The sequence below is a fragment of the Bacteroides faecis MAJ27 genome (genome assembly GCF_900106755.1).
GTDB lineage: Bacteria > Bacteroidota > Bacteroidia > Bacteroidales > Bacteroidaceae > Bacteroides > Bacteroides faecis.
In genome coordinates, this window is record NZ_FNNN01000043.1 from 1 (window position 1) to 24,038 (window position 24,038).

The following is a 24,038-nucleotide window of genomic DNA, read 5'->3' on the forward strand; positions in this document are numbered from 1 at the left end:
TGAGGTATTTCTTGAGGTATCTGGACAAACGAGTGAGGACACCTCTAATTCCAGAGGAATTATGGAAAGACGCCAAACATGCAACCTTTTCCGCCGGGTTCCTCCTGTCAGGGGAGTTTTGATAGTCACGGTAACGGAACGTGATGTTCTCGTCCTCTATCACCGTGATTTTATATTAGCTCAGGCACGCCCTTTTGGAATACCGCCCGATATATTGTATCACTTGTTCGGGCATTTCCAGAGGTGGCTCCAGATGGACAATCCACTGCTTCTTGTTTACCACATGTTTGATAAAGCTCATGAACTCCATGCGGTTGCGGAAGTCATGTTTGAGCTTTCCGTTGTCGAACAACTCTATCAGAGCCTTATCGAACGTGTGTTTGAATATGCTTCTGATGAAAGCGTCATTCACCTTTGACCTTTCCGGAACGACAATCCTCCCGTTCCCGTCAATGCCGCCCCATGACAGGATCATGTGCGTGTGGACATGGTACTGCTTGGTTTCTCCATAGGTATGCAGTACGGCTATCACGCCCATTTTCAACCCGAAAGCCTTCATCATCCAGATTTTCAACGCTTCCGCCGACGTGCGCATCATGATGTTGAGTATTTCTTTCTTGTTGCGCTTCACCAAGTCAAGCAACACATGGGGCAGGGTCATCACCACGTGGCGGTGAGGGACACGCAACAGCTTGTCTTTCATGCGTACCGCCCATTTGAGCGTGTCACGTCAGCCGCATGTGGGGCAGAAACGGTTCTTGCAGCTATGATAGACTTCCCGGATTTCGCCACCTTCGGGACAGGCATAAGTATCTATCCCCAAAGCGGCGGTATGGCATACACGGATGGCGTTTGCCGCCTTGTATTGTTCGGGGGTGATATACTCTGCCGGATGCTGGGCGTACTCGTCCCACCAACGGTTGAAATAGTCCGCCAAACGGTACTTCTTTTCAGTGCCGCAGCCTTCCGATTGTTCCGATATGTCGAGTAAATCTATCATTTATTGTTTTTGTAACTCTTTGTTATACAGTTTAATAGTGACTTTAAGGCCTTGAACGTATAGCTAACAAACATATTATCGGCTTTCAGCAATAATGTTTCGTTAAGGTAACTCGGCATACGTGTTAAAGCCTTAATAATTAATTGTGCGTCATCTCGTTTTAGTTGTTTGGAAGTAACTGTAAAAACAGTCCTGTATTCCCCAATTTCCTGTTACAATATAAATTCTTTGTAAAAATTATCTATTATACAATAAGTTTTGCAACTTTAGGTTCTGAGAATATAGTGGCAATCGCTTAAATGCTATAATCAATTACTACAAAATTATTTTTTTTGATGTTATATTCCTAATTAACAATATATTATATTTATTTCATATCAACAAATGTTAGTTAAGTAAAGCGTTTGTATTATGAATGATAATTTTTCATTTGATTTGGGATTGGCAAGAATTATTATTTTCTCATTATTTCCAATAGGCATAGATTGTTTTAAAAAACAAGCAAGTTAATGCTTACATAAAAAGTCGTTTTATTTTATATTATATTATTGGTTTCTTGCTCCTGATTTCTATTTGGTTTATTGGAAATGAATTTATTCAATGTGGATATCTATGATTATCTCATTATTTGTAACATATCATTAGTGCCTCATTAAGATTGGGACAAATTAAACATTAAATAAACTTGGTCCATTTGGTCCAAATCGTTCTTTTTCATGTTGAAATTTAGTTTTATTAAAGAGATCTTTCAGATGAGTTTTATCTGTCAATGAGATACTAAATATTTGTAGCACTTCGTATGTACTTCTATCCAGTTTCATATCGTGTTGAATGATTGCCACCAAAAAACAGTAAGTGCATATTGCAGCATATATCTGTATTCGAACAGCATTCTCTGTAGTCCCCTAAAATTTTTTGATTTTAAGATGCTGCTTTAGCCATTTGAAAAACAGCTCTACCTGCCAGCGATTTTTATAAAGTTCAGCAACTTGCAGTGCAGATATATGCGTGGCATTGGTTATGAATGTAAATTCTCGCTCTTGTTCTTCATCCCTATATTTAACCAGTCTAAGCGGCTCCAGATAATATTGTTTATGATGGAATCCGGTCGGAAGTATGCTTGCGTCTGAAAGTACGTTCGTAGGCAACCTACGTTTCCATTTGATGAATTTTTGCTCTGACAATGAAATAGGCTTCAATCTGATGAATCTTATACAGCATCTTGAAGTTGTTATAACCTCGGTCAAAGATGTAATAAGAACCCGGTTCATAAGGAATTTCAATCATAGCTTTAGAATCGTGTACGGATGCTTCCGTGATACGAAAGAAGACAGGGATTTGTGTTTCTACATTATATAATGTATGCACCTTGATACCCCCTTTCTTCTTGCGGAATTTAACCTATCAAAAAACAGAAAGACACAGGTCAATAGTTGTCGAGTCGAAAACATAAGCGTTACCGCCAAGTTTGAAAATGTGATTAACACGCTTTTGTCGTGCTTCACTAACAAGGTAGTAAACGTATTCTTCAAAGATATGATAGTCTCTATCTTGATTTGCTCGTGCCAGCGATGATTTTGATACGTTTTTACCCATTCCTAAATGATAACATTTGGAATGATGTGCTTCAAGCGCAACTATTAAATCTCGCAGACTTTCACGATTAGAAAGTTGACTGAACATCAGAGCAAGTAGTTGATTCCAGCAGGTAAAATGCTTCACATATTTGTTACTATCATACTTGGCTACAATGCGGTTAAACTTACTTCAATTCAGAAACGAAGCCAATTGAGCAAAAACGTATTTGTCTTGGAACATATACTATCAAATTTATCAGATGCAAAGCTACAAATTCAAGTTCGTTCGCTCGAAAGTCATCTGTAACTAACTAAATTTCAAATATTTCAAAGAACTATTTTAGATTTTAATGGGACAGCAATGACTTAGCATCATAAATAAAAAATAACTTTCATTAGCAGCAACGCTTTTCATACTTGACAGAATTTCTTAAGCTGAACCAAACAAAAAGATATTGCACATTTCTTTAGTCTTTTACCTTGGAATACTAGCCACATTCGCCCTATACGTCTTTTTTTATCTGAGATTGACTGTAAATCTGGAAACATCCACAATACCGGATTGGAATTCTTCTTGTAGTAAGCAGAAAGAGTAGTTCTCATCAGCCTATATTTATGTTATATTTGTTGTTTAATAATTATTAACTATTTGTACCAAGATACAGGTTTTTAATATAAAATATGATTAAGAGTAAGCAATAGTGTATCCCAACCTACAAAATACTTCTTTCTAATTGACAAAAAGAAATTTTTGCAGTGCGTAAAGTTTAAAACATTTTTTATGTTTTTATTTTGTACGGTTAATAATCAAAATAATACTATAAATTTGCACATCTTTTTTAATATAAACTAAAATGAAATAATGAGTCATTTTATTGAATATTCTAATAATATATTTGATGTTACGTTGACTGTTTGGAGAAACGTTAAACGAAGAGACAAGATGTAACAAGTGTGTTCATCCATTTTTCGCATACTATAGTAATATAACATGAAAAGAATTATATACATTTAAAAACAATCCATTTATATCATTAACTTAAAAATCAGAGATGAAAAGAGTAATTCTTTTGTTCGTTTCTCTTGTTGTGATGGCATTCCAATTGCTTTTCGCCCAAAGTTTTACGGTTAAAGGTAAAGTCATTGCCGAGGAAGGCAATGAACCGTTGATTGGAGTGGCCATCATGCAAGAGGGTACTAATAATGGTGTGATTACCGACATAGACGGTAATTACTCCATTGAGATCAAAGGTGTTGCGCAGGCTACTTTGGTATATTCGTACATTGGTATGCAGCAGCAACAGCACGTAGTGACTCCACAGACACACAAGCTGGACATCACGCTGAAAAGCGATGCACAGCTGGTGGACGAAGTAGTGGTAGTGGCCTACGGAGTTCGTAAAAAAGGAACGGTAACCGGTTCTGTTTCTACAGTGAAATCAGAGAAAATAGAAAGCGTACCGACTGCCGGTTTTGACCAAGCATTGCAGGGACAGACTCCAGGCTTGATGGTTATGTCCAACTCGGGTGAGCCCAGCAAAGCTGCCACTTTCCAACTCCGTGGTACCAACTCCATCAACTCAGGAACTTCGCCCTTGTTCATTCTGGACGGTGTACCTATCTCCAGCAACGACTTTAACACCATCAGCCCGAGCGACATTGAAAGCATCTCGGTGCTGAAAGATGCGTCTTCAACGTCAATCTACGGTGCCCGTGCTGCCAACGGTGTGGTGGTGATAACCACTAAACGCGGTAGAGCCATGGATAAGGCACACGTCACGTTGCGCACCCAGTGGGGTATCTCCCAGCTGGCCAAAGGCGAATGGAATTTGATGAACACTGCTGAACGCATTCAGTTTGAAAAAGAAGTGGGTTTGGACTCCGGACAGGATTACGACCTGCTGAGCAAGACCGATGTTAACTGGAGAGACATGGTGTTCAACGACAATGCCATGCTGCAGAACTACGACCTTTCTATCAGCCGCGCTACCGAGAAATTGAACTACTTCGTTTCAGGAAGCTTCTACGACCAGGACGGTATTGCCCAAGGTTCTATCTTCAGTCGCTACTCTATCCGTGCTAATGCCGAGGTTAAGGCCAGTAACTGGCTGAAAGTGGGTACCAACTCCATGGTTGCTTATGAAGAAGTGGAGCAGGCCGATGCTGGTTCTTACAGCCTGTCATCACCGATTTCTGCCTGCCGCTTCATGCTTCCCTACTGGAATCCTTATAATTCGGATGGCTCATTGGCTACCAATGCCAACGGTGGATGGACCGGTACTACTGTGAACCCTATCGAATGGATGGACAATAACCCGGTTACTAATAAGAAATATAAGGTATTGAGTGTGCTCTTTGCCGAAGTGACTCCGATAGAAAATCTGACCTACCGCATACAGTTCGGTGCAGACTTTACGCACTCCACCGGATTCATGCAGTCATTCCCCAGCTATCAGCTGAACAACGGTCTGGGTGCAGCCGGACGTCAGTCGAACGACATTCTGAACTTGACCATCACCAATACGCTGAACTACAAGTTCGATATCAACTGCGACCACCACTTCAACGTGATGCTGGGTCAGGAAGGTATCGACTACCGGGCAGAAGGATTCACCCTGACCACCCGCAACCAGAACAACGACTACCTGACCAACATCAGTTCCGGTACACGGGCATCGAGTTGGCAGGATAGCAGTTCAGCTTATTCGTATGTATCTGTCTTCGGCCGTGCCGAATATAATTATGCCGACCGTTACTATGCCGACCTGAGTCTCCGTGCCGATGCTTCTTCCCGTTTCGGCAAGGATCACCGCTGGGGACAGTTCTGGTCAGTAGGTTTAATGTGGAACGCCAAGAAAGAGCTCTTCCTGAAAGATGTGAAGTGGCTGCATAATGCACAGGTGTCGTTCAGTACAGGAACTTCCGGTAACTCTGAAATCCCGAATTTCGACCATCTGGCACTTGTGAGTGGCGGACGGACCTATATGGACACAGCCGGTATCGCACCGCAGCAGAAAGGGAACGAAAAACTGAGCTGGGAAACTACCTGGACCACCAACCTGGGATTCCACCTAGGATTCTTCGACCGTGTAAACGTGGACTTGGAGCTCTATCACAAACGCACCAGCGACATTCTAATGGAAGTACCTCAGTCCTATTCTGAAGGCAACAACGGCTACCGCTGGGACAACATCGGTGTGATGACCAACCAGGGTGTGGAGCTGTCCGTGAATGCCGACGTGCTGCGTCTGAGAGACTTTGTGTGGAACGTCAATGCCAACGTGTCGTACAACAAGAATGAAATCAAGGAACTCTATAACGGTGTGCAGGAGTATGAATTGCCCAACACCTCTACCAAATGGGTAGTGGGCCATCCGTACGGAGAATTCTTCATCAACCGTTATGTCGGCGTGAACCCTGCCAACGGCGACCCGCTGTGGTATGACAAAGACGGCAACATCACCACCGAATTCCGCGAATCGGACAAAGTGATGGTGGGTAAGAACTACCTGGCTCCCTGGCAAGGCGGCTTCGGCAGCACCCTGACCTGGAAAGGCATCTCGGTAAACGCACAGTTCAGTTGGGTGGCCGACCGCTGGATGTTCAACAACGACCGCTTCTTTGAAGAAAGTAACGGACTCTATACCGGTTATAACCAGTCCAAGCGTCTGCTCTACGACCGCTGGAAGAAACCGGGCGACGTGACCGACATCCCCCGCTGGGGTGTAACGCCGCAGATGGACTCCCGCTTCCTGGAAGATGCTTCTTTCCTGCGTCTGAAGAACCTGATGATCAGCTATACCTTTCCGCAAAGCTGGATGAAAAAGACGAACTTCTTTACCAACGCACGTATCTATGCGCAGGGGCAGAACCTGCTGACTTTCACCAAGTTCAGCGGACTTGACCCGGAAGCGTTCACCAACATGTATCAGGCACAATATCCCATGTCTCGCCAATACTCGTTCGGTCTGGAACTCTCTTTCTAATCTTTTAATTAATGAAACAACGAAAAATGAAAAATATAAAAACATATCTGCTCATGGCCGCTATGGCATTCAGCACCACTGCCTGCCTGGACAAGTATCCGGATGATATGGTACCGACTGACAAGGCTATCACCACTGTGGATGAAGTAGACCAGGCCGTGATTGGCATCTACTCTTCCTGGCTGAACGGAGCGTTATACAGTGGCTACCTCACCTTGCTGCCCGATATCCAGGTAGACCTGGCTTACGCGGTGAACGGCTACTCCAACCAGTTCGGTAACACCTGGCGCTGGAATATCCTTTCTACCGAACCGGAATATGAATCGGTCTATGCCGGACTCTACACCGTCATTACCCGCTGTAATTTTATGCTGGACAATGTGGACCGCGTACGCCAGAATACCACCAACGATGATGACCTGGACCGTCTGGACCAATACTGCGGAGAAGCATACTTTGCCCGCGCACTGGCTTATTCAGAATTGATTAAACTCTTCTGTAAGGCTTACGACCCGGCTACAGCAGCCAACGAACTGGGTGTGGTACTGAAGTCACACTACGATGGTGACGAACCTACCCTCCGTTCATCACTGGAAGCCTCTTATCAGTTTATCCTGGATGATCTGGAAAGAGCAGCTGGGTACCTGAAGCTGGAAGATGATTTCGATGGGGTTCTCTACAGTACACCTTACTTCTGCGAATACACCATCTATGCACTCCGTGCACGTGTGGCTCTCTACATGCAGAACTGGAAGGACGCTGAGAAATACGCTTCCAAGGTGATCGACAGCAAATACTACAAACTGTCTAGTGTGAACGATATGATAACCAGCTCACAGAACGCTTATCAGTATATGTGGTCGAACGACGAGAGTACCGAGATTATCTGGAAAGTGGGAATGACAGTCAGCAACTACGGAGGCGCCTTGGGGCAGGTCTTCTTCAACTACGACTTTCAAAGCTTTAAGCCCGACTATGTACCGGCAACTTGGGTACTGAACCTCTATTCAGAACAAGACCTGCGCTTTGCAGCCAACTTCGTGACACAGCCTACCGGTTATCCGCATGGATTGCAGTGGCCGTTGGTAGCCAAATACTTCGGAAATGAATCCTTTATGGCTCAGAACATGTTGCATGTCTGTATGCCGAAAGTGTTCCGTCTGTCAGAGCAATACCTGATCCGTGCAGAGGCCCGCGCCAATCAGAAGAATTACAGCGGTGCCGGCAAAGATCTTAGCGATTTACGTCGTGCTCGTTTCCAAGGCGGTAACGGAAACATCTCTGTAAGCGAACAGAATTGGCTGGAAATTATCGAAGAAGAACGTGTACGCGAATTGTATATGGAAGGCTTCCGCCTGCAAGACCTGAAACGCTGGCACAAAGGCTTCGAACGCAAACCGCAGGAACAATCACTGGCCAACGGTAGCTCGTTGAAGATTGAAGCAGATGATGTACGCTTTGTATGGCCCATTCCGAAACACGAGCTGGAATCACCGGGTAGCCAGATTCAGCCTAACGAGAGCAATAAATAAGAATAGATTCATCATTTATAAAGTATAAGTATAACAATGAGAAAGATAAACTACGGACTGATGAGCATGCTGGCACTGCTGATGTGCGCCATCACCAGTTGCGGCGATGCAGAGCGCCCCAGCTACGACGGTCCAAACTATATCCTGTTCTCGGATACGCTCACTGTACTGGCCGTACAGAACAATGAAGAAGTCTTCGACATTCCTGTGGCCGCTACAGAAGCCTGCAGCTATGACCGCACGGTAGCCGTGGAGGTTATAGACAAAAAGAGCAATGCCATTGAGGGAAAACACTACACCATTGAATCAAACACCATCACTATCAAGGCCGGTGAACGGGCTGCCAACGTACGCATCCGCGGTAATTACGATGCCATCGCAGCTACTGACTCGCTGGGGCTTACCCTGCGCTTGCTCACACAGAAAGCTGACCAATGGGATTTGTATGACAAGAGCTATGAAGCCAAGGTAATCCTGCAGAAATGCTGTCCGTTCGATATCAACCTCTTCAACGGATATGCCGTGCTTACTTCTACATATATGCAGGAATTTATGCCTAACGTAGACAACCGTTTGATTAAGGCAGTCATCGATCCCGAAGAAGAAAACACCGTTATTATGAAGGACTTCTTCTACGACGGCTACGATGTGAAAATCCGCTTCACTACAAACGACATTCTGAATCCGCTGATTGAAATGGATGAACAGACCTTTGCCTCTACAGCCGAAGCTTTCGGTACCAATTATGGCGACGGCTATCTTCACCTCTATCAGCCTAGCAGCGGTGTATCTTACTACAGCACCTGCGAACAGTTCATCTTCCAGTACTTCACGCTGTATGTACCGGGCATGGCTGGTAACAATGTAGTAGGCACCTTTGCCAGCGCTATCGAATGGGTAAGCGCAGACGAAGCCAAGAGACTTTATCTGGAAGGCAGCATACTGGTATCTGAAACGGTGAAAACAGATTTTGAGAAGAAATAATATACTAGAAACAAAAAACATAGAATAAGATGAAAAAGAACAAATTTACGTTGGGATGGTTCTTCATCAGTCTGCTGATGGCTTTTGCCGTAACAGCTTGCGATGACGATGATGACAACGTGGCAAACGTTAGTTTTCCTGAAAAGCAAACGATTGGCGGTGTTGTAAGTGAAACGAAGAATTTGACATTTGATGCTGTAGCCGACTGGACACTAACATCTTCCAGTACATGGTGCTATTTTATTACGGAAGAAATCCCAGCTACCAAAGCTGCAGAGGGTGTGAAGGAATATTCCATTTCGGGCAGGGCGGGTAAACAAACCGTAACCATCGGTATCTCTGACGAAGGTCAGGACTATGATAATGCAACCGTTGCTTCCATCATCATCAACATGAACGGACAGGAAGCTGTGTTGGCTGAAGTAACCCGTAATGCAGCCGGACGCACGTTCAAACTCTATAAAAAAGGTGAAGGCGATGAATGGGTAGAAGTATCTGCAGAAGAAGGTATCGAAGCCGGTTACAGTGACTTCAATACATATAAAGCAATAGCAAACTTCCGTTTTTCAGCTACTAACCGTCCTGAATGGCTATCTATCGAAGGAGGTTCCATAGTAGGCTCTGCCAATCAGGAGGTAGAATTCGGTATCAAGGTAGTAGAAAATCGCCCGGACTTCAGTAAATATGCACAGGTAGGCAATATCAACTTTCAGGATGAAGAAGGTAAGTGCGTATTTACCTATTCTGTAAATTACAAGGGTATGAATCCGGAAGCGATGAACTATGAAGGTCCGAAGCCTTGGAATTGGGAAGTTTCACTTGATGGTAAAACCTTCATTCAAACTAACCAAGGCATCTCTGGCAACAGCGAATCTAATAGCTATAATAAATTTGTTGAATTCACTATTATAGCTTTCAATGACGAGTTCTATCCTATTTATGTTGAAGAATATGCGGATTGGCAAGGCAATGCCGGTTATGAATATTTTTTAGCTGACGATGAAGATGCTTGGATGAACCTTGAGGTTAAAGATCCTAAAACAGGTAAAGCTAGAGTTACTGTTCATCCTTTAGATCCGGAGGAAAGTGATATTGAAGAACGCACAGGCTATGTATTTGTGTTCCCCAAAGCGTTATATGATAAAATTGCAGAGGATCCTGAAAACGAAGATTTCGGATTGTTTGTAAGCAATGCTTCTAGTGAAGAAGGTATACCGGCTCAGAAAGAGTTGAGGTATGAATATACAGAAAGCAACTTACTGATGAATTTCATCCAGAAAAAGCAGAAGGAATCAGGCGGTGGGGAAGAAGAAAAGGCTATAGAAATCATCAGTCAGCACTGGGAAAGCTATGGTCAAACAGTAGAATGTACAGAAATAACAGGTGATGAAGCTGAGCCCTACAAAAGTGAATGGCAAGCAGCAAAAGTATTCACTGTAAAAGCCAGTACATGTCGATCTGTAAGAATAAACGTTCCTTTTGACGTTGATTCATTTGCAGCAGAATTAAATAAACAAGATGTTACAGATACATATTGCGCTGCTACAGAAGATGGTACTACAACAGCTATTGATCTTTGGAATTGTCAAGACATCGAAAGTGAACTTACCGTAGTAATTAGAGATGCTATGTGGCAAAAAGTTACCGTACTGCTAGTTCGTCCGTAAAATGAAAAAATAAAAAAATAAATGAACAAATATATTTCATTCTTTAAAACGTTCTTTGCTCCGTTGTTTATTTGCCTGATAGCAATGACAACGGTATTCACCGGTTGCTCTGATGACGATGACGAATTGCAGCAAACCGCCTTCGGCTATGTGCAGTTCAAAATTTACAAGAGCGCATCGGCTGCTACCAAGGGAATAGAGACGAGAGGCACCGACATGCTGGATAAGCTGGATGATGCCAAGAAAATCAAGGTGGTGATGCTGTATGACGGAAACACCATTGAACAAACCTTGATGCTCAACAGCTATAGTGCTGAAAATGCGGAGTTTGGCCTGCGCAGTGACAAACTGGAACTGCTGGCAGGTAACTATAAACTGATTGGTTATTATCTGTACGACAAACTGGATAACGAGATTTATGCCGGTACACCCAGCAATTATAAGTTTAACGTAGTGGCTGGCGGACTGAAAGTACAGGAACTGTTTGCCGATGCTGTAGCTCGCGGATTGGTCAACTTTAAACTTATTAAACACGGCTTGCCGGAAACTGAAGCAGCATCTCGCGCCAACGGTTATGAAGATTATCCGTTCTCTAATATCAAGGGTATCAACATCACGGTAAAGAACCTCTTTACACAAGAACTGACTACCATTGAAAAAGTGGAAGTGAAGTATGTGGAAAATTTGAAAGACGGTTATGCTCTCTGTGACACAACCGTGTGGTTGAAAACAGGCAGCTACCAGATTAGCTCTTATTCTACTTACTCTGATAAGAAGTGCGATTCCGGCAAATTGCTGGAAATAGCTACCGTGCCTACTTCAGAAACTTTCTTCGTGAAAGATAACGAAGAGTCAGAAGCCACTGTACCCATCCAGTTGAGTGCAACAGCTGAATATTTGAAGGACTACATGGCACTGAAAGAGATCTGGGAAAAACTGAACGGACCCAACTGGAAATACTACGGTGAAGCAGCTCCTATGGGTTGTAACTGGAACTTCGATAAGGAAATCGATATGTGGGGTGACCAGCCGGGCGTACAGTTACTGGACAACGGTCGTGTGGCATCACTCGTAATTTCCGGATTCGGTGCCGAAGGTGTAGTGCCCGATGCTATCGGACAGCTGACTGAACTGCGTATTCTGAACCTCGGTGCTCACGATGAACTCATCGGTGGACACCTGTTTGAAGGCGTAGGAACTTCAATGACCCCGGAACAGCGTCAAAGAATCCGCATGGATTATGAACAGAAATTCCTGTATCGCGACATCCGCGAGAATCTTTCACAAATTCTGATTGACGGTATTAATGCCAACCCTAACTTCAAACCTATCAAGAAGAGCAACCGCATTGACAAGAAGGACGTACAGTTCGGTAACCTGACCAACAACATCAGAGGTATCTCTAAAGCCCTGATGCGCTGCACCAAGCTGGAGAATTTTTTCATTGCCAACTCACCGATTGTGGTAGATAACTTCTGCGAAAAATTGCTGGATGAGGAAACTTCTGTTTACCGCAAAGCTTTTGAAGAAGAAGAAACTGCGTGGAGCTGGAATAACTTTACCATGCTGACCGATATGGAAATCTACAACTGCTCACAGCTGACCTCGCTGCCGATGAACATGCTAACAGAGTTGCCGGAATTGCAGATGTTGAACGTGGCTTGCAACCAAAGTATTGAAGGTGACAATTTGCTGGAAAACTGGAATAACTTCATCGACGGAAAGAGCGGCGAGAAAATTCAGGTGCTCTATTTGGGGTACAACAAACTGACTGAAATGCCCGAACATGAACAGTTGAAGAAGATGGTGAAATTGGGCTTGATTGACTTAACCAACAATTTCATCACAAAGGCAAACGCTTTCGGTAAGGAAATTAATCTGACCAAGGTTTATCTGGACTACAACCAAATCACTGAAATCGAGGCGGTAGATGGTTACTTCTGCGGATATTATGACATGGAATCATTCACTTGTACTTACAACAAGCTGACCGAAATGCCTGATATTTTCAACGCAAAATCCAAGTATGTCATCGGCTCTGTCAGCTTTGCACACAATGAAATAACCGGTATGCAAAACGGTGACAACCACCGTGGTGTGAACACCAACAATCTGGATTTGTCGTACAACCACCTGGAAAAATTCCCTGGAGTGATCATCAAAAAAGGTTCTCCGCTGGGCATCTTGATTCTGCAGGCCAACGGTATGAATACTATTAAGGAAGGTGACCTGGTAGGGCCGAACTCTCACCTGCTGACCAGTCTCGACTTCCAGTTCAACAAACTGAAAGAGATTCCTTTTGAAGATTTCGTACCGGAAAACATGCCTTATATCTATGGTATAGAATTCAGCTACAACCGGTTCGCTGAATTCCCGGTTGCTCCGCTGAACTGTAAAGGCCTGACCGTATTTGGTATCCGCCATCAACGTGATGAAAACGGTAATCGCTGCTTAAGCCAATGGCCTACCGGCTTGTATACTTGCCCCAGCCTGATGGCCTTCTTTATCGGTTCTAACGACTTGCGCAAGATTGAAGATACCATTTCACCGTATATCCGTATCTTTGAAATCAAGGACAATCCGAACATTTCTATTGATTTGACTCAGGTATGTCCGTATATCCAAGCAGGTCAATACCAATTGATTTATGACAAGACGCAGAACATTCAGGGATGCGATTACTTATTGGATTAAATAAAAAAAGGAAAATGAAACATTTACTTAAAATAGCATTAGGATTAGTCCTCTGTCTGTGTGTGTGCACCGCTTGCGATGACGACAACGACAATGCAGCTGTCAGCGGCTTCAGCCTGAGCAAGACTGAAGTGGCTGCCAATGCAGAAGGAGGCAAGGAGACGGTCTCCGTAAGCTCGGAAGGCGAATGGGTGGCCAAATCATCCGAACCATGGCTGAACATTTCGCCGGCTAACGGTTTCGGCAACACAGAGTGTGTCATCACCATTGACGAGGCTCTGAAGAACGAAGTGCGTGAAGCAGAAATCCGCTTCATACCGAAAGGACAAGCTCCCAAGGTAATCACAGTAACCCAGTTGGGTTATGGCAAGATGATTCACGTTAAAGAGACGGAAGTTAGCCTTAAAGCTTCAGACGTGTATGCCAAGCGATATTTTGAAGCTATCATCACCGCCAACGTTTCTTTCAAGATTGACTACGAATGGCTCACTACAACAGCAGGAGGTGTGAAACTGGAAAACTGGATTTCTCTGGAAAAGAAGAATGAACCGGTATTTAATCTGGAAAGCGCCCGCCCTCAAACTTACAAGGTACGCTTTGACTGGAAGATGAACCCGGAATGGATAGAGCGTCAGGCTAAAATTAACTTCATTCCTATGGAGCAGGACGGAAAATCAGCCGATGAGGTAGCGATTACTCCGATTCTGGTAACTCAGGCTGCTTCGCCGGTAATTACTGACGACCGTGCCGGAGACTCACTGGCTATCCTAACCATCCACGAACGTCTGGCTTCGGATATCGCCATCAATTCCAGCGAAAATATGATGTATTGGGATAACGTGACCTTATGGAAACGGACAGACAAGGGACTGCCGGGGCCGGAAGCTGTAGACCGCGTTCGTTCAGTGAACTTCGGTACCGTTACCATCAAAGAATCCCTTCCGCAAGAAGTAAGATACCTGAAATACCTGGAAACATTCCAAGTATACGGTAATGCCAACACCATGCTGCTGAGCATCGACTTGGAAAATCATATCTGCGAACTGGAATACCTGAAGAACCTGCAGATTGGCGGTTATGGTCTGGTGTCACTACCTGAAGATTTCAACAGACTGGGAAATTCATTGGAAAGCCTGGATTTGAGCGCCAACAACTTCACCGGTGTACCCGCTGTATTGACTCAAGACAACTTCCCAAAGCTGAAAAGTCTGATATTGAGCGGTAACCGCCGCTGGACAGTAAGCAATCTGAAAGATTCTCAATATAACAAAGATACAGAACTGGGCTTCCATATTAACATGAACGAGGATCCAACAGAAATAGACCAACTATTCTTGTGGGATAATCTGGAAGAACTGGTACTTTCTTATAATTATTTGGAAGGTACTCTGCCTACTTACGAAGGCAGACCAGGCTGGCAGGCAGATGATCTGAAACAATACGGAGATACGTTGAACTATCTGTTGAATGACGGCAAAAACATTCCAAAGATTCTGCCGAACATGAAGAGACTGACACTGAACCTGAACTTCTTTACCGGCAAAATACCCAATTGGTTGCGCTACCATCCGCACCTGTTAGATTGGTTCCCTGAAGTACTGATTTTCAACCAGCAGGAAATGGGAATCGACTCTAAGGGAACACCGGTGAAATTCAGCGATGAACCGACCAACTTTGAATATTACTTCGATGCTTATCCTAAATACAGAGAGAAATATGAAGTGGAAGGTGAAGACGAAACAATAAAACCAGAAGAACAAAAGAAGTAACCTATGAAGAAAGTATATATCTATGCACTTGCATATGCCCTGACGGCTGTTTCTTGCCAGGACAACGAATGGGGGGCCGATAGCGCAACTCCGCAGGCTCCTGAAATTGAAATTCCGATGGGAGCAGCAGACGGCGAACTGCTCATCAAGTTCGTCCCTGAAATGAGTGATATCCTGGACCAAACGCTGACGCGTGTTGGCGGGGTAGCCACCCGCTCGGGTATTCCTTCTACCGATGAGGTGCTCAACATCCTGGGTGCCTATCATTTTGAAAGAGTATTTCCGGTAGATCCCAAAACAGAAAAACGTACCCGCGAAGCAGGTATGCACCTGTGGTATATCGTTCGCTTTGACAAAGACGCTGACTTGAAAGAAGCTGCCCGACAGCTCAGAAAGTTGGGGGAAATTTCCAAAATTCAAAGTAATCCTACCCTCCAACGTGCTTACGACCCGAAGAAAAAAACGTTGTATCTCTCGGCCAGTGACTTGCAACATGTGATTCGTACCAGCGAAGGACTGACCTTCAACGACCCGGGATTGAAACACCAATGGCATTACCGGAACGCGGGTAACTACGACTTCGTGAAAAAAGACCGTGCCGAAGCTATTGCCGGTGCAGACGTAAATTGCGGCGAAGCCTGGGAACTGTGTAAAGGAGACCCATCTATCATTGTAGCAGTACTCGATGAAGGTGTGATGTGGAGCCACCCGGATTTGATTGCCAATATGTGGACCAATGAAGCCGAAGAAATCGGTTCTACTGAAGACAAAGACGGAAACGGCTACAAAGGTGACCGTTACGGTTACAACTTTGTGAAGAATACGGGTGTCATCAGCTGGACATCAGCTGATGACACCGGTCACGGAACTCACGTAGCCGGAACTATTGCTGCTGAAAATGGCAATAGTATAGGAGTGAGCGGTATTGCCGGTGGTGACGGTAATACCGGAAGCGGTGTGAAAATCATGACTTGTCAGCTGTTTGATGGTCAGTATGGTGCCACCTTGGCTGCTGAAGCGAAAGCCATTAAATATGCTGCCGACAACGGTGCGGTGGTTCTGCAATGTAGCTGGGGGTACAACTCTCCGGATGCCAACGAAGCACTGGGATATGTACCGGGACCGAAAAATGAACAGGATTGGGAAAACCAATATCCCCTGGAAAAAGAAGCACTGGATTACTTCATCCACAATGCTGGCTCGCCCAACGGTGTGATAGACGGTGGTTTGGCTATCTTTGCATCAGGTAACGAATATGCGCCTTCTTCTTCATTTCCTGCAGGCTATTCCAAATGTATTTCTGTCAGTGCCATCGCTGCCGACTATACTCCGTCTAGCTATACCAACTATGGTGCAGAAATTACACTTTGCGCACCGGGCGGTGACGGCGATTATTACGGAACGCCTGGAGTAGCAGATGACGAGTTTGCCTGGGAAGGGAAAACACAAGGTCTGATACTCTCCACTGCTATTAAAAACGGTCAGTATGCTTATGCCTATATGGAAGGTACGTCTATGGCTTGTCCGCATGTATCAGGGGTAGCGGCCTTGGGACTGTCCTATGCTGTGAAGCAACGTCGCCACTTCAAGGCCGAAGAATTCATAGAACTGATGAAAATTACAGCCAGAGACGATTTCTATCAGACATATGATGAAAAAGTAGAAAAACTGTATTATTACAATCACACGACTTTTGGCGCCCCTCCAACTTTGATGAATCTGATAGAACGTAAAGGGAAAATGGGTAGGCTGGTAGATGCCGGTGCATTGCTCAAGGCTATTGGTAATCACGGTTCAGACATGATTGTACCAAATGTATATCTGGCAACGGGGAAAAGTACATCTATTGATCTGGCTCGTTATTTTATAGATGGAGAAAGCCTGAGTTACAGTTGTACCGTTGCCAATGAAAATATTGCAACTATAAGTGTAGACAAGACGATACTGTCTATAAATGGCATTGCAGACGGTAGTACGACTGTGACTATCCAGGCTGGCAGTAAATCACAGACAATAACGGTTACTGTTCGTAAAAATGCTGGTGGTAGTGGCTGGTTATAATTGAGAGATTAAATGGACATGAAGAAGCGACAATTGATGATACTGACAGTCTTTGTGGGCGGATTAACCGGTTCCATTCCTGTAATAAAAGCGCAGGAATGGCGGTTAATGTCCCGTGAAGAGATAGAAGCCAAGGTACATCCTGTTTTGTTGGAGCAAGCCGGGGAATTTCTTCATTTTGATACGTGCCGCCTGTCAGTAGGTACCATAAATGAACAAAGTCAACCCAAAACCGTATACTTCCATTTTCAGAATGTAAGTCAGCAAACCATTACGTTGAACAAAGTTACCACTACGTGCGGTTGTACTGTTGCCGGATTCTGCAAAAAGCCATTGGCACCCAATGAGGAAAGTATTATTAGCCTGACTTTTCATCCCAGGAACAGACCAGGCACAGTTGATGCAGAAGCATTGGTATATACCAATCTGTCTGATTTTTCACCTGTGGCACGATTGTCACTATGTGGCTATGTCAGTGCGTCTGATGAATGGAATCACCTGCCTCAAAATATGGGACATCTACGACTTGCCCGCAAGCAGGTGTCATTCAGTAAAGCAGGAAAGACGACCATTGAACGCATAGCATGTGCCAATAGTGGAGATCACCCACTCAAACTGAATGCGTTACTGCTGCCTTCATGCCTAAAATTCCATACCGAACCTGCAGTACTTGCTCCCGGGCAGGAAGGTGATCTTGTGATTACACTTGATAAGGAAAAATTGCCCAGTTTCCATACTGAGGAGAAACATCTTTCTCTCATTATAGATGGTGTGATAGGCAAACCTTCGGAAAAAACAATTGAAGTAATTATTAAAAACTAAAAAATAAAAACAAGAAATATGAAACCCTTATTCAGAATAATGACACTTTTCTTGACGCTTTTCTGTTTCGCAGGCTGTGACGATGATGAGGAAGTACTGTCTACATTGAACGTTACAGCTGCTAATCTGGACGGGACTTGGAAATTGGTGGAATGGAACGGCGCTCCCCTGCAAGCAGGCAGTTACTGCTACATTACATTCAACCGTAAGAATAAGACTTATAAAATGTATGATAAGTTTGACAGTATGTACCCCAGTCTCAAAACGGGTAGTTTTGAGATTGAAAAAGAAAAGAATTTAGGCTATATCATTAGTGGGGACTATGATTTCGGCAATGGTGAATGGGCCAATTCCTATATCATAACCGATCTTTTGCCCACTTCCATGATTTGGACTATAAAAGATATTTCATCAGATGTACAAAAATTTGAACGCTGCGATAAGGTTCCCGAAGAAATAGAAAATGAAGTTCGAGACTTTTAGGAAGGTCTCAAAGTTCTTTAGTAATAACGAACGTTATCCGTAGAGGGAGTCAAAAACTCTTTTCTTGAAAAATTATCCCTACTACAGCTATGTGAAAAGAGTAGTTTCCATATTCAAGATGTTTTGGCACCTCATTTGACAATATAAAATTCTCAAAATAAATTCTATAACCTCTTCTATTTTAAGAGAGGAGTAATTAAAGTTTAACAACATTTAGAGGGCATGTCTGTGAAGATATAGCCCTTTTTTAGAAATGAGAGCACTGTCTTTGGAACAATGAAGAAAGTTTTTCTTTTCCAAAAAATAAACAATATTCAATGAGACAATGTGAATTACGATGTACACCCTTCCGTCTTTAATGTAACATATCAGATCACTAGTGTCCCATTAAAACTGGGACGAATTAAAAATAAAATAAACTTGGCCCATTTGGTCCTAATCGGACTATAGCTTTGGCCACAATTGCTTTTGCTTGATTTTGTATGCTACTGTATATCAATGATGTATGTGTAAATTGTATCTTTTTATAGCACATAAAATCTTGTACGCTCAAAAAGGGGGTACCTGCTATTGTAGACGGTTGTACATGCTTTAGCCTCTCTCCTTATAAATATTTACCAAGAGCAAAAATTAGCAGGTTGGTCAAGTTTTACCAGGCAAATGAATATCTGTCTTCCCACGTTCCTTCTCCAGGTCTTTTCACTATCAACTCCGTTGGGTAACCATTGGAATTTAACGTCCATTTAAAATCATAGTCACTAAAATAAAATCCCTGTGAGTCATGTGCATAGGGAGCATGCATCCTAAGCGGCAGATGCTTTGTAGCCGTACCGAGCAGCATACCTCCATAGTAAGCATATATCATCTCGTCCATATCCACATCCAGTAGTTCGTCAAACAGCATCAGACATCCCTTGTTTTCTATAGGAGTTGTAATCTCATCTGTTGTATAGTAGATTTCAGTGTCAGGCCATATGTAGTTATTATCAATTTTCCCATCGCCATTTATATCCTCGCCATCATAATCCAAAAAAGATTGGGTGGAAGTAGCCACGACATTACCATCCTTATAAGTAATCTTCGTTAACTCACCATCGCTTTCGGAACATCTCATTTCAATTAAATGTCCCTCGGTATCGTATTCCATCTCCCAAGTAAACTCATCGGTGTCGGGAATACCAGCGTGGTCTATTGATTTGCAGTATTTTACATAGCCATCACTGTTGAGCTGCAAGTTCAGTTCAGTCATATCACCGTTTTCGTCCGTCACTGTTATTCTGGCTGAATTTATTGAAGCCTCCGCTCGTGTACCAGGAAAATATTCGAAGACGGCCTTTTTGCCCTCATCAGTTGTAATGCTTGTTACCAGTCCATCTTTATTCTGAGAAATAAACATGCCTGAAACAGATTTTGGGAGTCCGCCTGTAAAAACTTTCGCTGGGTTTACTACAATAGAAGTATTTACACTGTCATCATTTTCATCATTATCATCACAAGCTATAAAGCCCAGACATAAACTCATGCTGACAATGATAGGGGTGATTTTGTTAAAAAAAATTATGGTTATAAAATGATTGTTAAATATAAATAAAATGTAATTATAATAAGAAACTGTTTAAAAATTATCCAATAATTTTGTTAAACATGATTTTACAGAAAGCAAGTTGAACCATTGTTTCGGCAGTGTCGGCATGATACTCATAGTCAATAGTGAGTCTTCTGAAGTTTTCCAGCCACGCGAATGACCTTTCAACTATCCACCGCTTGGGGATTACCTTGAATTTGGACGGGCATTCATCTGAACTGAGGACAACTACCAGCTCCCATCCGAACTTATCAAGTACCCAATCAGCGAGGTTTCCTCTATAGCCACCATCCGCAAGGATTTTGGCGAGACGAGGGAATTTGTAAGACAGTTTTTCAATAACCTCCGGTGCTCCCTTGCTGTCATGGACATTGGCTTCATGTACGGCTATAGCCATCAGATTGCCCTGAGTATCAACTATAATATGCTGTTTTCTGCCCTTAATCTTCTTGTTTCCATCAAGCCCTCTGTCAGAATCCACATGGTGAGATGTCTTGACACTACGGGAATCAATGATGCCAAGACTGGGGCTCTTCTCACGACCGGACTTTGTGCGAACTTGTGAACGGATGTTATCCAAAAGGTCTTCAATAACACCTTCGTTCTTCCATTTGCTGAAGTAGTAGTATACACTCTCCCAAGGTGCAAAGTCCTTTGGAATCATGCGCCACTGACAGCCTGTCTTGAGAAGATATAGAATCGCATTCATGATGTTTCTGAGAGAATATTTTCGCTTTCTTTCTTGCGGATTGATGATTTTTTCAATAACTTGCCACTGTTTATCAGTAAGGTTGGTTGAGTATTGTTCCATGACCTTAATTGATTGATACTCATAAAGTTATGAAATATATTTCGATTAACCAACTGATATTCAATTTATTATATATTCATATAACATTATTTTTCTACTAATTTTAAACAGCTTCTAATATTGCAAAGTTTCAAGTTTGCCAAAAATAGAAGTATAAATTATATTAAATAATACTCCTCAGATTTTGTTTGGTGAGAAAGCCGATCATATTCTCACGAATCAATATGTAAATTTTGCAGAACTAGTAATTTGTGTGACTGATAGAAATATAGAGTTGATATTTCTTCTCTGTTGTGTTCTTCAATTAATGCTTTATAATAACAAATTTAATCACTTTTCAGTAAACTTGGTCATTAATATTTTTACTGTAATAAGATGTTTTTTCTGTTTTATGAAATATTGATTAAATATGTCAACAAAAAAACGTGAAAATATGATAATGTTGCTTTGTCTTTCATATTTTTGCATTTGGAGAGAGCAACTCCCTCCAAGACATATTAGAATTTGAAGAAGCGTTATGCTTATCTTGTGAATTGGAAACATAGGAAATTTCACAATTACACACAAGGATGGCATAGTGGTTCTCACGCATATAGCGTGGGCTGCTATTACTGCATTCGTGTGTAAAGGTTATTCCTACGACCTCCAATTTAGAATGTAGCATAGGCATCCCACGTATTCTTATATTTAAATTGTTGATTTCAAGGGATTGCGAAATCATGTAGTATTAAGTAGTATCAATATGAAAGCAAAAATGATGTACATGTTCGGACTACTGGCAGCCTTTACACTGACTGCATGCTCGGACAATGAGAGTGAACCGTCTATAGTAACGGTGGAAAGTATCAGTATTTCACCTTTAAGTATCAGTTTGGAACGTGACAAGACCTATCAACTGCAAGCAGAAGTAACTCCCAAAGAAGCTACGGAGAAAAAGGTATCATGGAGTTCCTCGGACACACAAGTGGCAACTGTATCAGAAAATGGATTGGTGACAGGAGTGAATAGGGGCACCGCTACCGTCACAGCCACGGCAGGCGGCAAGAGTGCCACGTGCCAAGTGACGGTAACATGGGAGGTACAGTCCGTAACGGTATCGCCCGCTACCTTGACAATGACCAAAGTCGGCGAAACGGTCCAACTCACGGCTACGGTTGCTCCCGAAGGTGCCGGTGAAGCGGTTTGGAGTTCATCGGACGAGGCTGTTGCCACTGTCTCATCGGAAGGTCTGGTGACTGCTGTCGGCCAAGGCAACGCTATCATTACAGCCACAGCGGGCGAAAAGACTGCCACCTGCGAAGTGACCGTAGAGATTTCGATAGTCGAAGTGGAGGATGGACAAGCCACCGTGCAACTGGGGGGAGGTTCGCAGGAAGAATTGGCCGAGGCTGTCAGCAAAGCCGCCCAGGAAGGTGTCACCCGTTTCGTGCTTGTCGGCGACTATTCGGGAGTGGGACGATGGACGACCAATATATTCAATGGCATCAAGGCGGAAGTGATTGATTTTTCCGGCGTGACGGACTGGCCAGTGAATGAGGACGGGTTAGCCAGCGTTGATGCGAATGCATTCTATACTTACGAAGGCCCCGACTTCACGGGCATCCAAAAGGTCGTGCTTCCGAAAGAGGTGCAAGCCATAGGGGGGTATGCTTTCTACAAGTGTACCGGCCTGAAGTCGGTAATAGCACCGGGCGTGCAGGTAGTAGACCAAGGCGCATTCTCCGGCTGTAGTAGTTTAACGGAAGTAGAAATGCCGGGCGTGCAGAAAGTTGGTGTCGTTGCTTTTTCGTCTTGTTCCCAACTCACAAAGGTAAATATGCCTGAACTTACAGAAATAGGCAATAGTGGTTTTTCGTACACTTCCTTGACAAAAGTCGATTTACCCAATGTGACAACGGTGGGAGGCTCTGCTTTCTCAACGTGCAAACAGTTGACGGAAGTAAACCTTCCGAAAGTAACAACGATAGGGGAGATTGCAGACGAAGATGCCACCTCACGGATAGGCGGCACCTTTAACTACTGCTCGAAGCTGGAGAAAGTGTATTTGCCTGAAGTGACAACGCTGGGCGATATGGCTTTTAGTGGTTGTAAAGCATTGAAGGAGATAGAACTTCCGGAAGCTACTGAAATCGGCTTGTCGGCTCTGATGAATTGTAGTTCGCTGGTTAGTGTCCGGCTTCCGAAAGCTACTTATTTCGGTCGCGACGTATTTACAAGTTGTGAAGCTCTCTCCCAACTCTATCTGCTGGCAGAGGGAGGGATTAGTGTCCAAAACACGACTTTCGGTTCTGCCGACTCAATAGCCAAGAACGTAGACCTTACGCTGAATGCTAACAAAAAGGGGGAGACTTGGAATGAATTCTGGCAAAGGGAAGAATGGAAAGGCCATGCGTGGAAAAGCATCTCTTTTGCCGAAAACTAAAATTATGATATGTAATAGTCAAAACCGAACCTAAGTTTACGAAAACACGTACAATCTCTATATTGTCAAGATTTTATATTACCAACAAGAAGGGTGGTGCTGGCAAAAAGAAAATAAAATAGCTTTTTGCCAGCATATTTTGCTACTTTTGCTATGTGGTGAATAGATGAAAATAAGACTAAAGAAGTTACATTATTTTTTATTTCTGAATTGGTATTTTGACACTTCTGTTTTCTTAATCCCGCCTCATTTATATGCAAATTGTATGTTTTTAAATATAAATAATTGAGGTTTCAAATTTCGTAATGCACTTATTGTAAATATATTAATATTTATAATATATTTAATTTTAACATTTTGTTGCTAGGATTTGTCCGCATTATGGAAGAACCATACCAATCAACCAGACACACAATATTATTTTGTAATAACCGGCAGCTTGTTTTTGTAGTGTAATACTCCGATATAGTTTTATATGTGCAAAGGTTAGAAAGCCCCCAGCGAGCTATCGCCAGAGGCTTGTTGTTAGAAATACACGTTTAGCATAAGATGGAAAATATAAAGTCACTTGACCCATTATTATAAAAGTCACCTGACCCACCTTTATAACCGAAACTGATCCACTTGGATTATAACCAAAACTGA

General features: G+C 43.2%; 12 protein-coding genes and 2 pseudogenes. 10 read left to right on the plus strand and 4 right to left on the minus strand.

Annotated elements, in window-relative coordinates; genetic code table 11:
• Positions 1-85 precede the first annotated feature (85 nt).
• Both BLW31_RS25180 and BLW31_RS22515 read right to left on the minus strand, forming a co-directional pair.
• Positions 86-1,000, minus strand: a pseudogene (locus tag BLW31_RS25180) (IS91 family transposase); the annotation flags it as partial.
• 668 nt (positions 1,001-1,668) lie between these two features.
• Positions 1,669-2,818 (minus strand): annotated as a pseudogene (locus BLW31_RS22515) (IS4 family transposase).
• Between the two features lie 811 nt (positions 2,819-3,629).
• Between BLW31_RS22515 and BLW31_RS22520 the strand changes: the two are divergent.
• From BLW31_RS22520 to BLW31_RS22560, 9 genes are read left to right on the plus strand one after another with little or no spacing between them, the layout of a single operon-like run.
• Positions 3,630-6,563: a SusC/RagA family TonB-linked outer membrane protein gene (locus tag BLW31_RS22520; RefSeq protein ID WP_010537354.1), complete on the plus strand. Its 2,934-nt coding sequence runs from the start codon at positions 3,630-3,632 to the stop codon at positions 6,561-6,563.
• Between the two features lie 26 nt (positions 6,564-6,589).
• Entirely contained in the window at positions 6,590-8,095 is a 1,506-nt protein-coding gene (locus BLW31_RS22525; protein ID WP_010537355.1) for a RagB/SusD family nutrient uptake outer membrane protein, read from the plus strand.
• A 36-nt stretch (positions 8,096-8,131) separates the two neighbouring features.
• On the plus strand, positions 8,132-9,079 hold the full coding sequence (locus BLW31_RS22530) for a DUF4984 domain-containing protein (RefSeq protein ID WP_010537356.1): 948 nt from the start codon (positions 8,132-8,134) through the stop codon (positions 9,077-9,079).
• Between the two features lie 29 nt (positions 9,080-9,108).
• Positions 9,109-10,746 carry a DUF8477 domain-containing protein gene (locus tag BLW31_RS22535; protein ID WP_010537357.1) on the plus strand — a complete coding sequence of 546 codons (1,638 nt, stop codon included), beginning with the start codon at positions 9,109-9,111 and terminating at the stop codon, positions 10,744-10,746.
• 21 nt (positions 10,747-10,767) lie between these two features.
• Positions 10,768-13,440 carry a DUF4458 domain-containing protein gene (locus tag BLW31_RS22540; RefSeq protein WP_010537358.1) on the plus strand — a complete coding sequence of 891 codons (2,673 nt, stop codon included), beginning with the start codon at positions 10,768-10,770 and terminating at the stop codon, positions 13,438-13,440.
• 14 nt (positions 13,441-13,454) lie between these two features.
• On the plus strand, positions 13,455-15,209 hold the full coding sequence (locus BLW31_RS22545) for a BACON domain-containing protein (protein WP_010537359.1): 1,755 nt from the start codon (positions 13,455-13,457) through the stop codon (positions 15,207-15,209).
• Positions 15,210-15,212: 3 nt separating this feature from the next.
• Positions 15,213-17,270, plus strand: coding sequence for a S8 family peptidase (locus BLW31_RS22550; RefSeq protein WP_010537360.1), 2,058 nt, complete (start codon positions 15,213-15,215; stop codon positions 17,268-17,270).
• A gap of 18 nt (positions 17,271-17,288) precedes the next feature.
• Complete coding sequence (locus BLW31_RS22555) at positions 17,289-18,092, plus strand: DUF1573 domain-containing protein (protein ID WP_029425443.1); 804 nt, start codon at positions 17,289-17,291, stop codon at positions 18,090-18,092.
• Between the two features lie 18 nt (positions 18,093-18,110).
• Positions 18,111-18,575: a lipocalin-like domain-containing protein gene (locus tag BLW31_RS22560; protein WP_010537362.1), complete on the plus strand. Its 465-nt coding sequence runs from the start codon at positions 18,111-18,113 to the stop codon at positions 18,573-18,575.
• Between the two features lie 649 nt (positions 18,576-19,224).
• On the opposite strand, the gene BLW31_RS22565 is transcribed toward BLW31_RS22560, so the two are convergent.
• Together BLW31_RS22565 and BLW31_RS22570 are read right to left on the minus strand one after the other, a co-directional pair.
• Complete coding sequence (locus tag BLW31_RS22565; protein WP_055269892.1) at positions 19,225-20,097, minus strand: DUF4595 domain-containing protein; 873 nt, start codon at positions 20,095-20,097, stop codon at positions 19,225-19,227.
• Between the two features lie 100 nt (positions 20,098-20,197).
• Positions 20,198-20,971 carry an IS5 family transposase gene (locus BLW31_RS22570; RefSeq protein WP_010537365.1) on the minus strand — a complete coding sequence of 258 codons (774 nt, stop codon included), beginning with the start codon at positions 20,969-20,971 and terminating at the stop codon, positions 20,198-20,200.
• A gap of 742 nt (positions 20,972-21,713) precedes the next feature.
• Here BLW31_RS22570 and BLW31_RS22580 point away from each other — a divergent pair.
• Positions 21,714-23,393, plus strand: coding sequence for a leucine-rich repeat protein (locus BLW31_RS22580; protein WP_029425446.1), 1,680 nt, complete (start codon positions 21,714-21,716; stop codon positions 23,391-23,393).
• Positions 23,394-24,038: the final 645 nt, after the last annotated feature.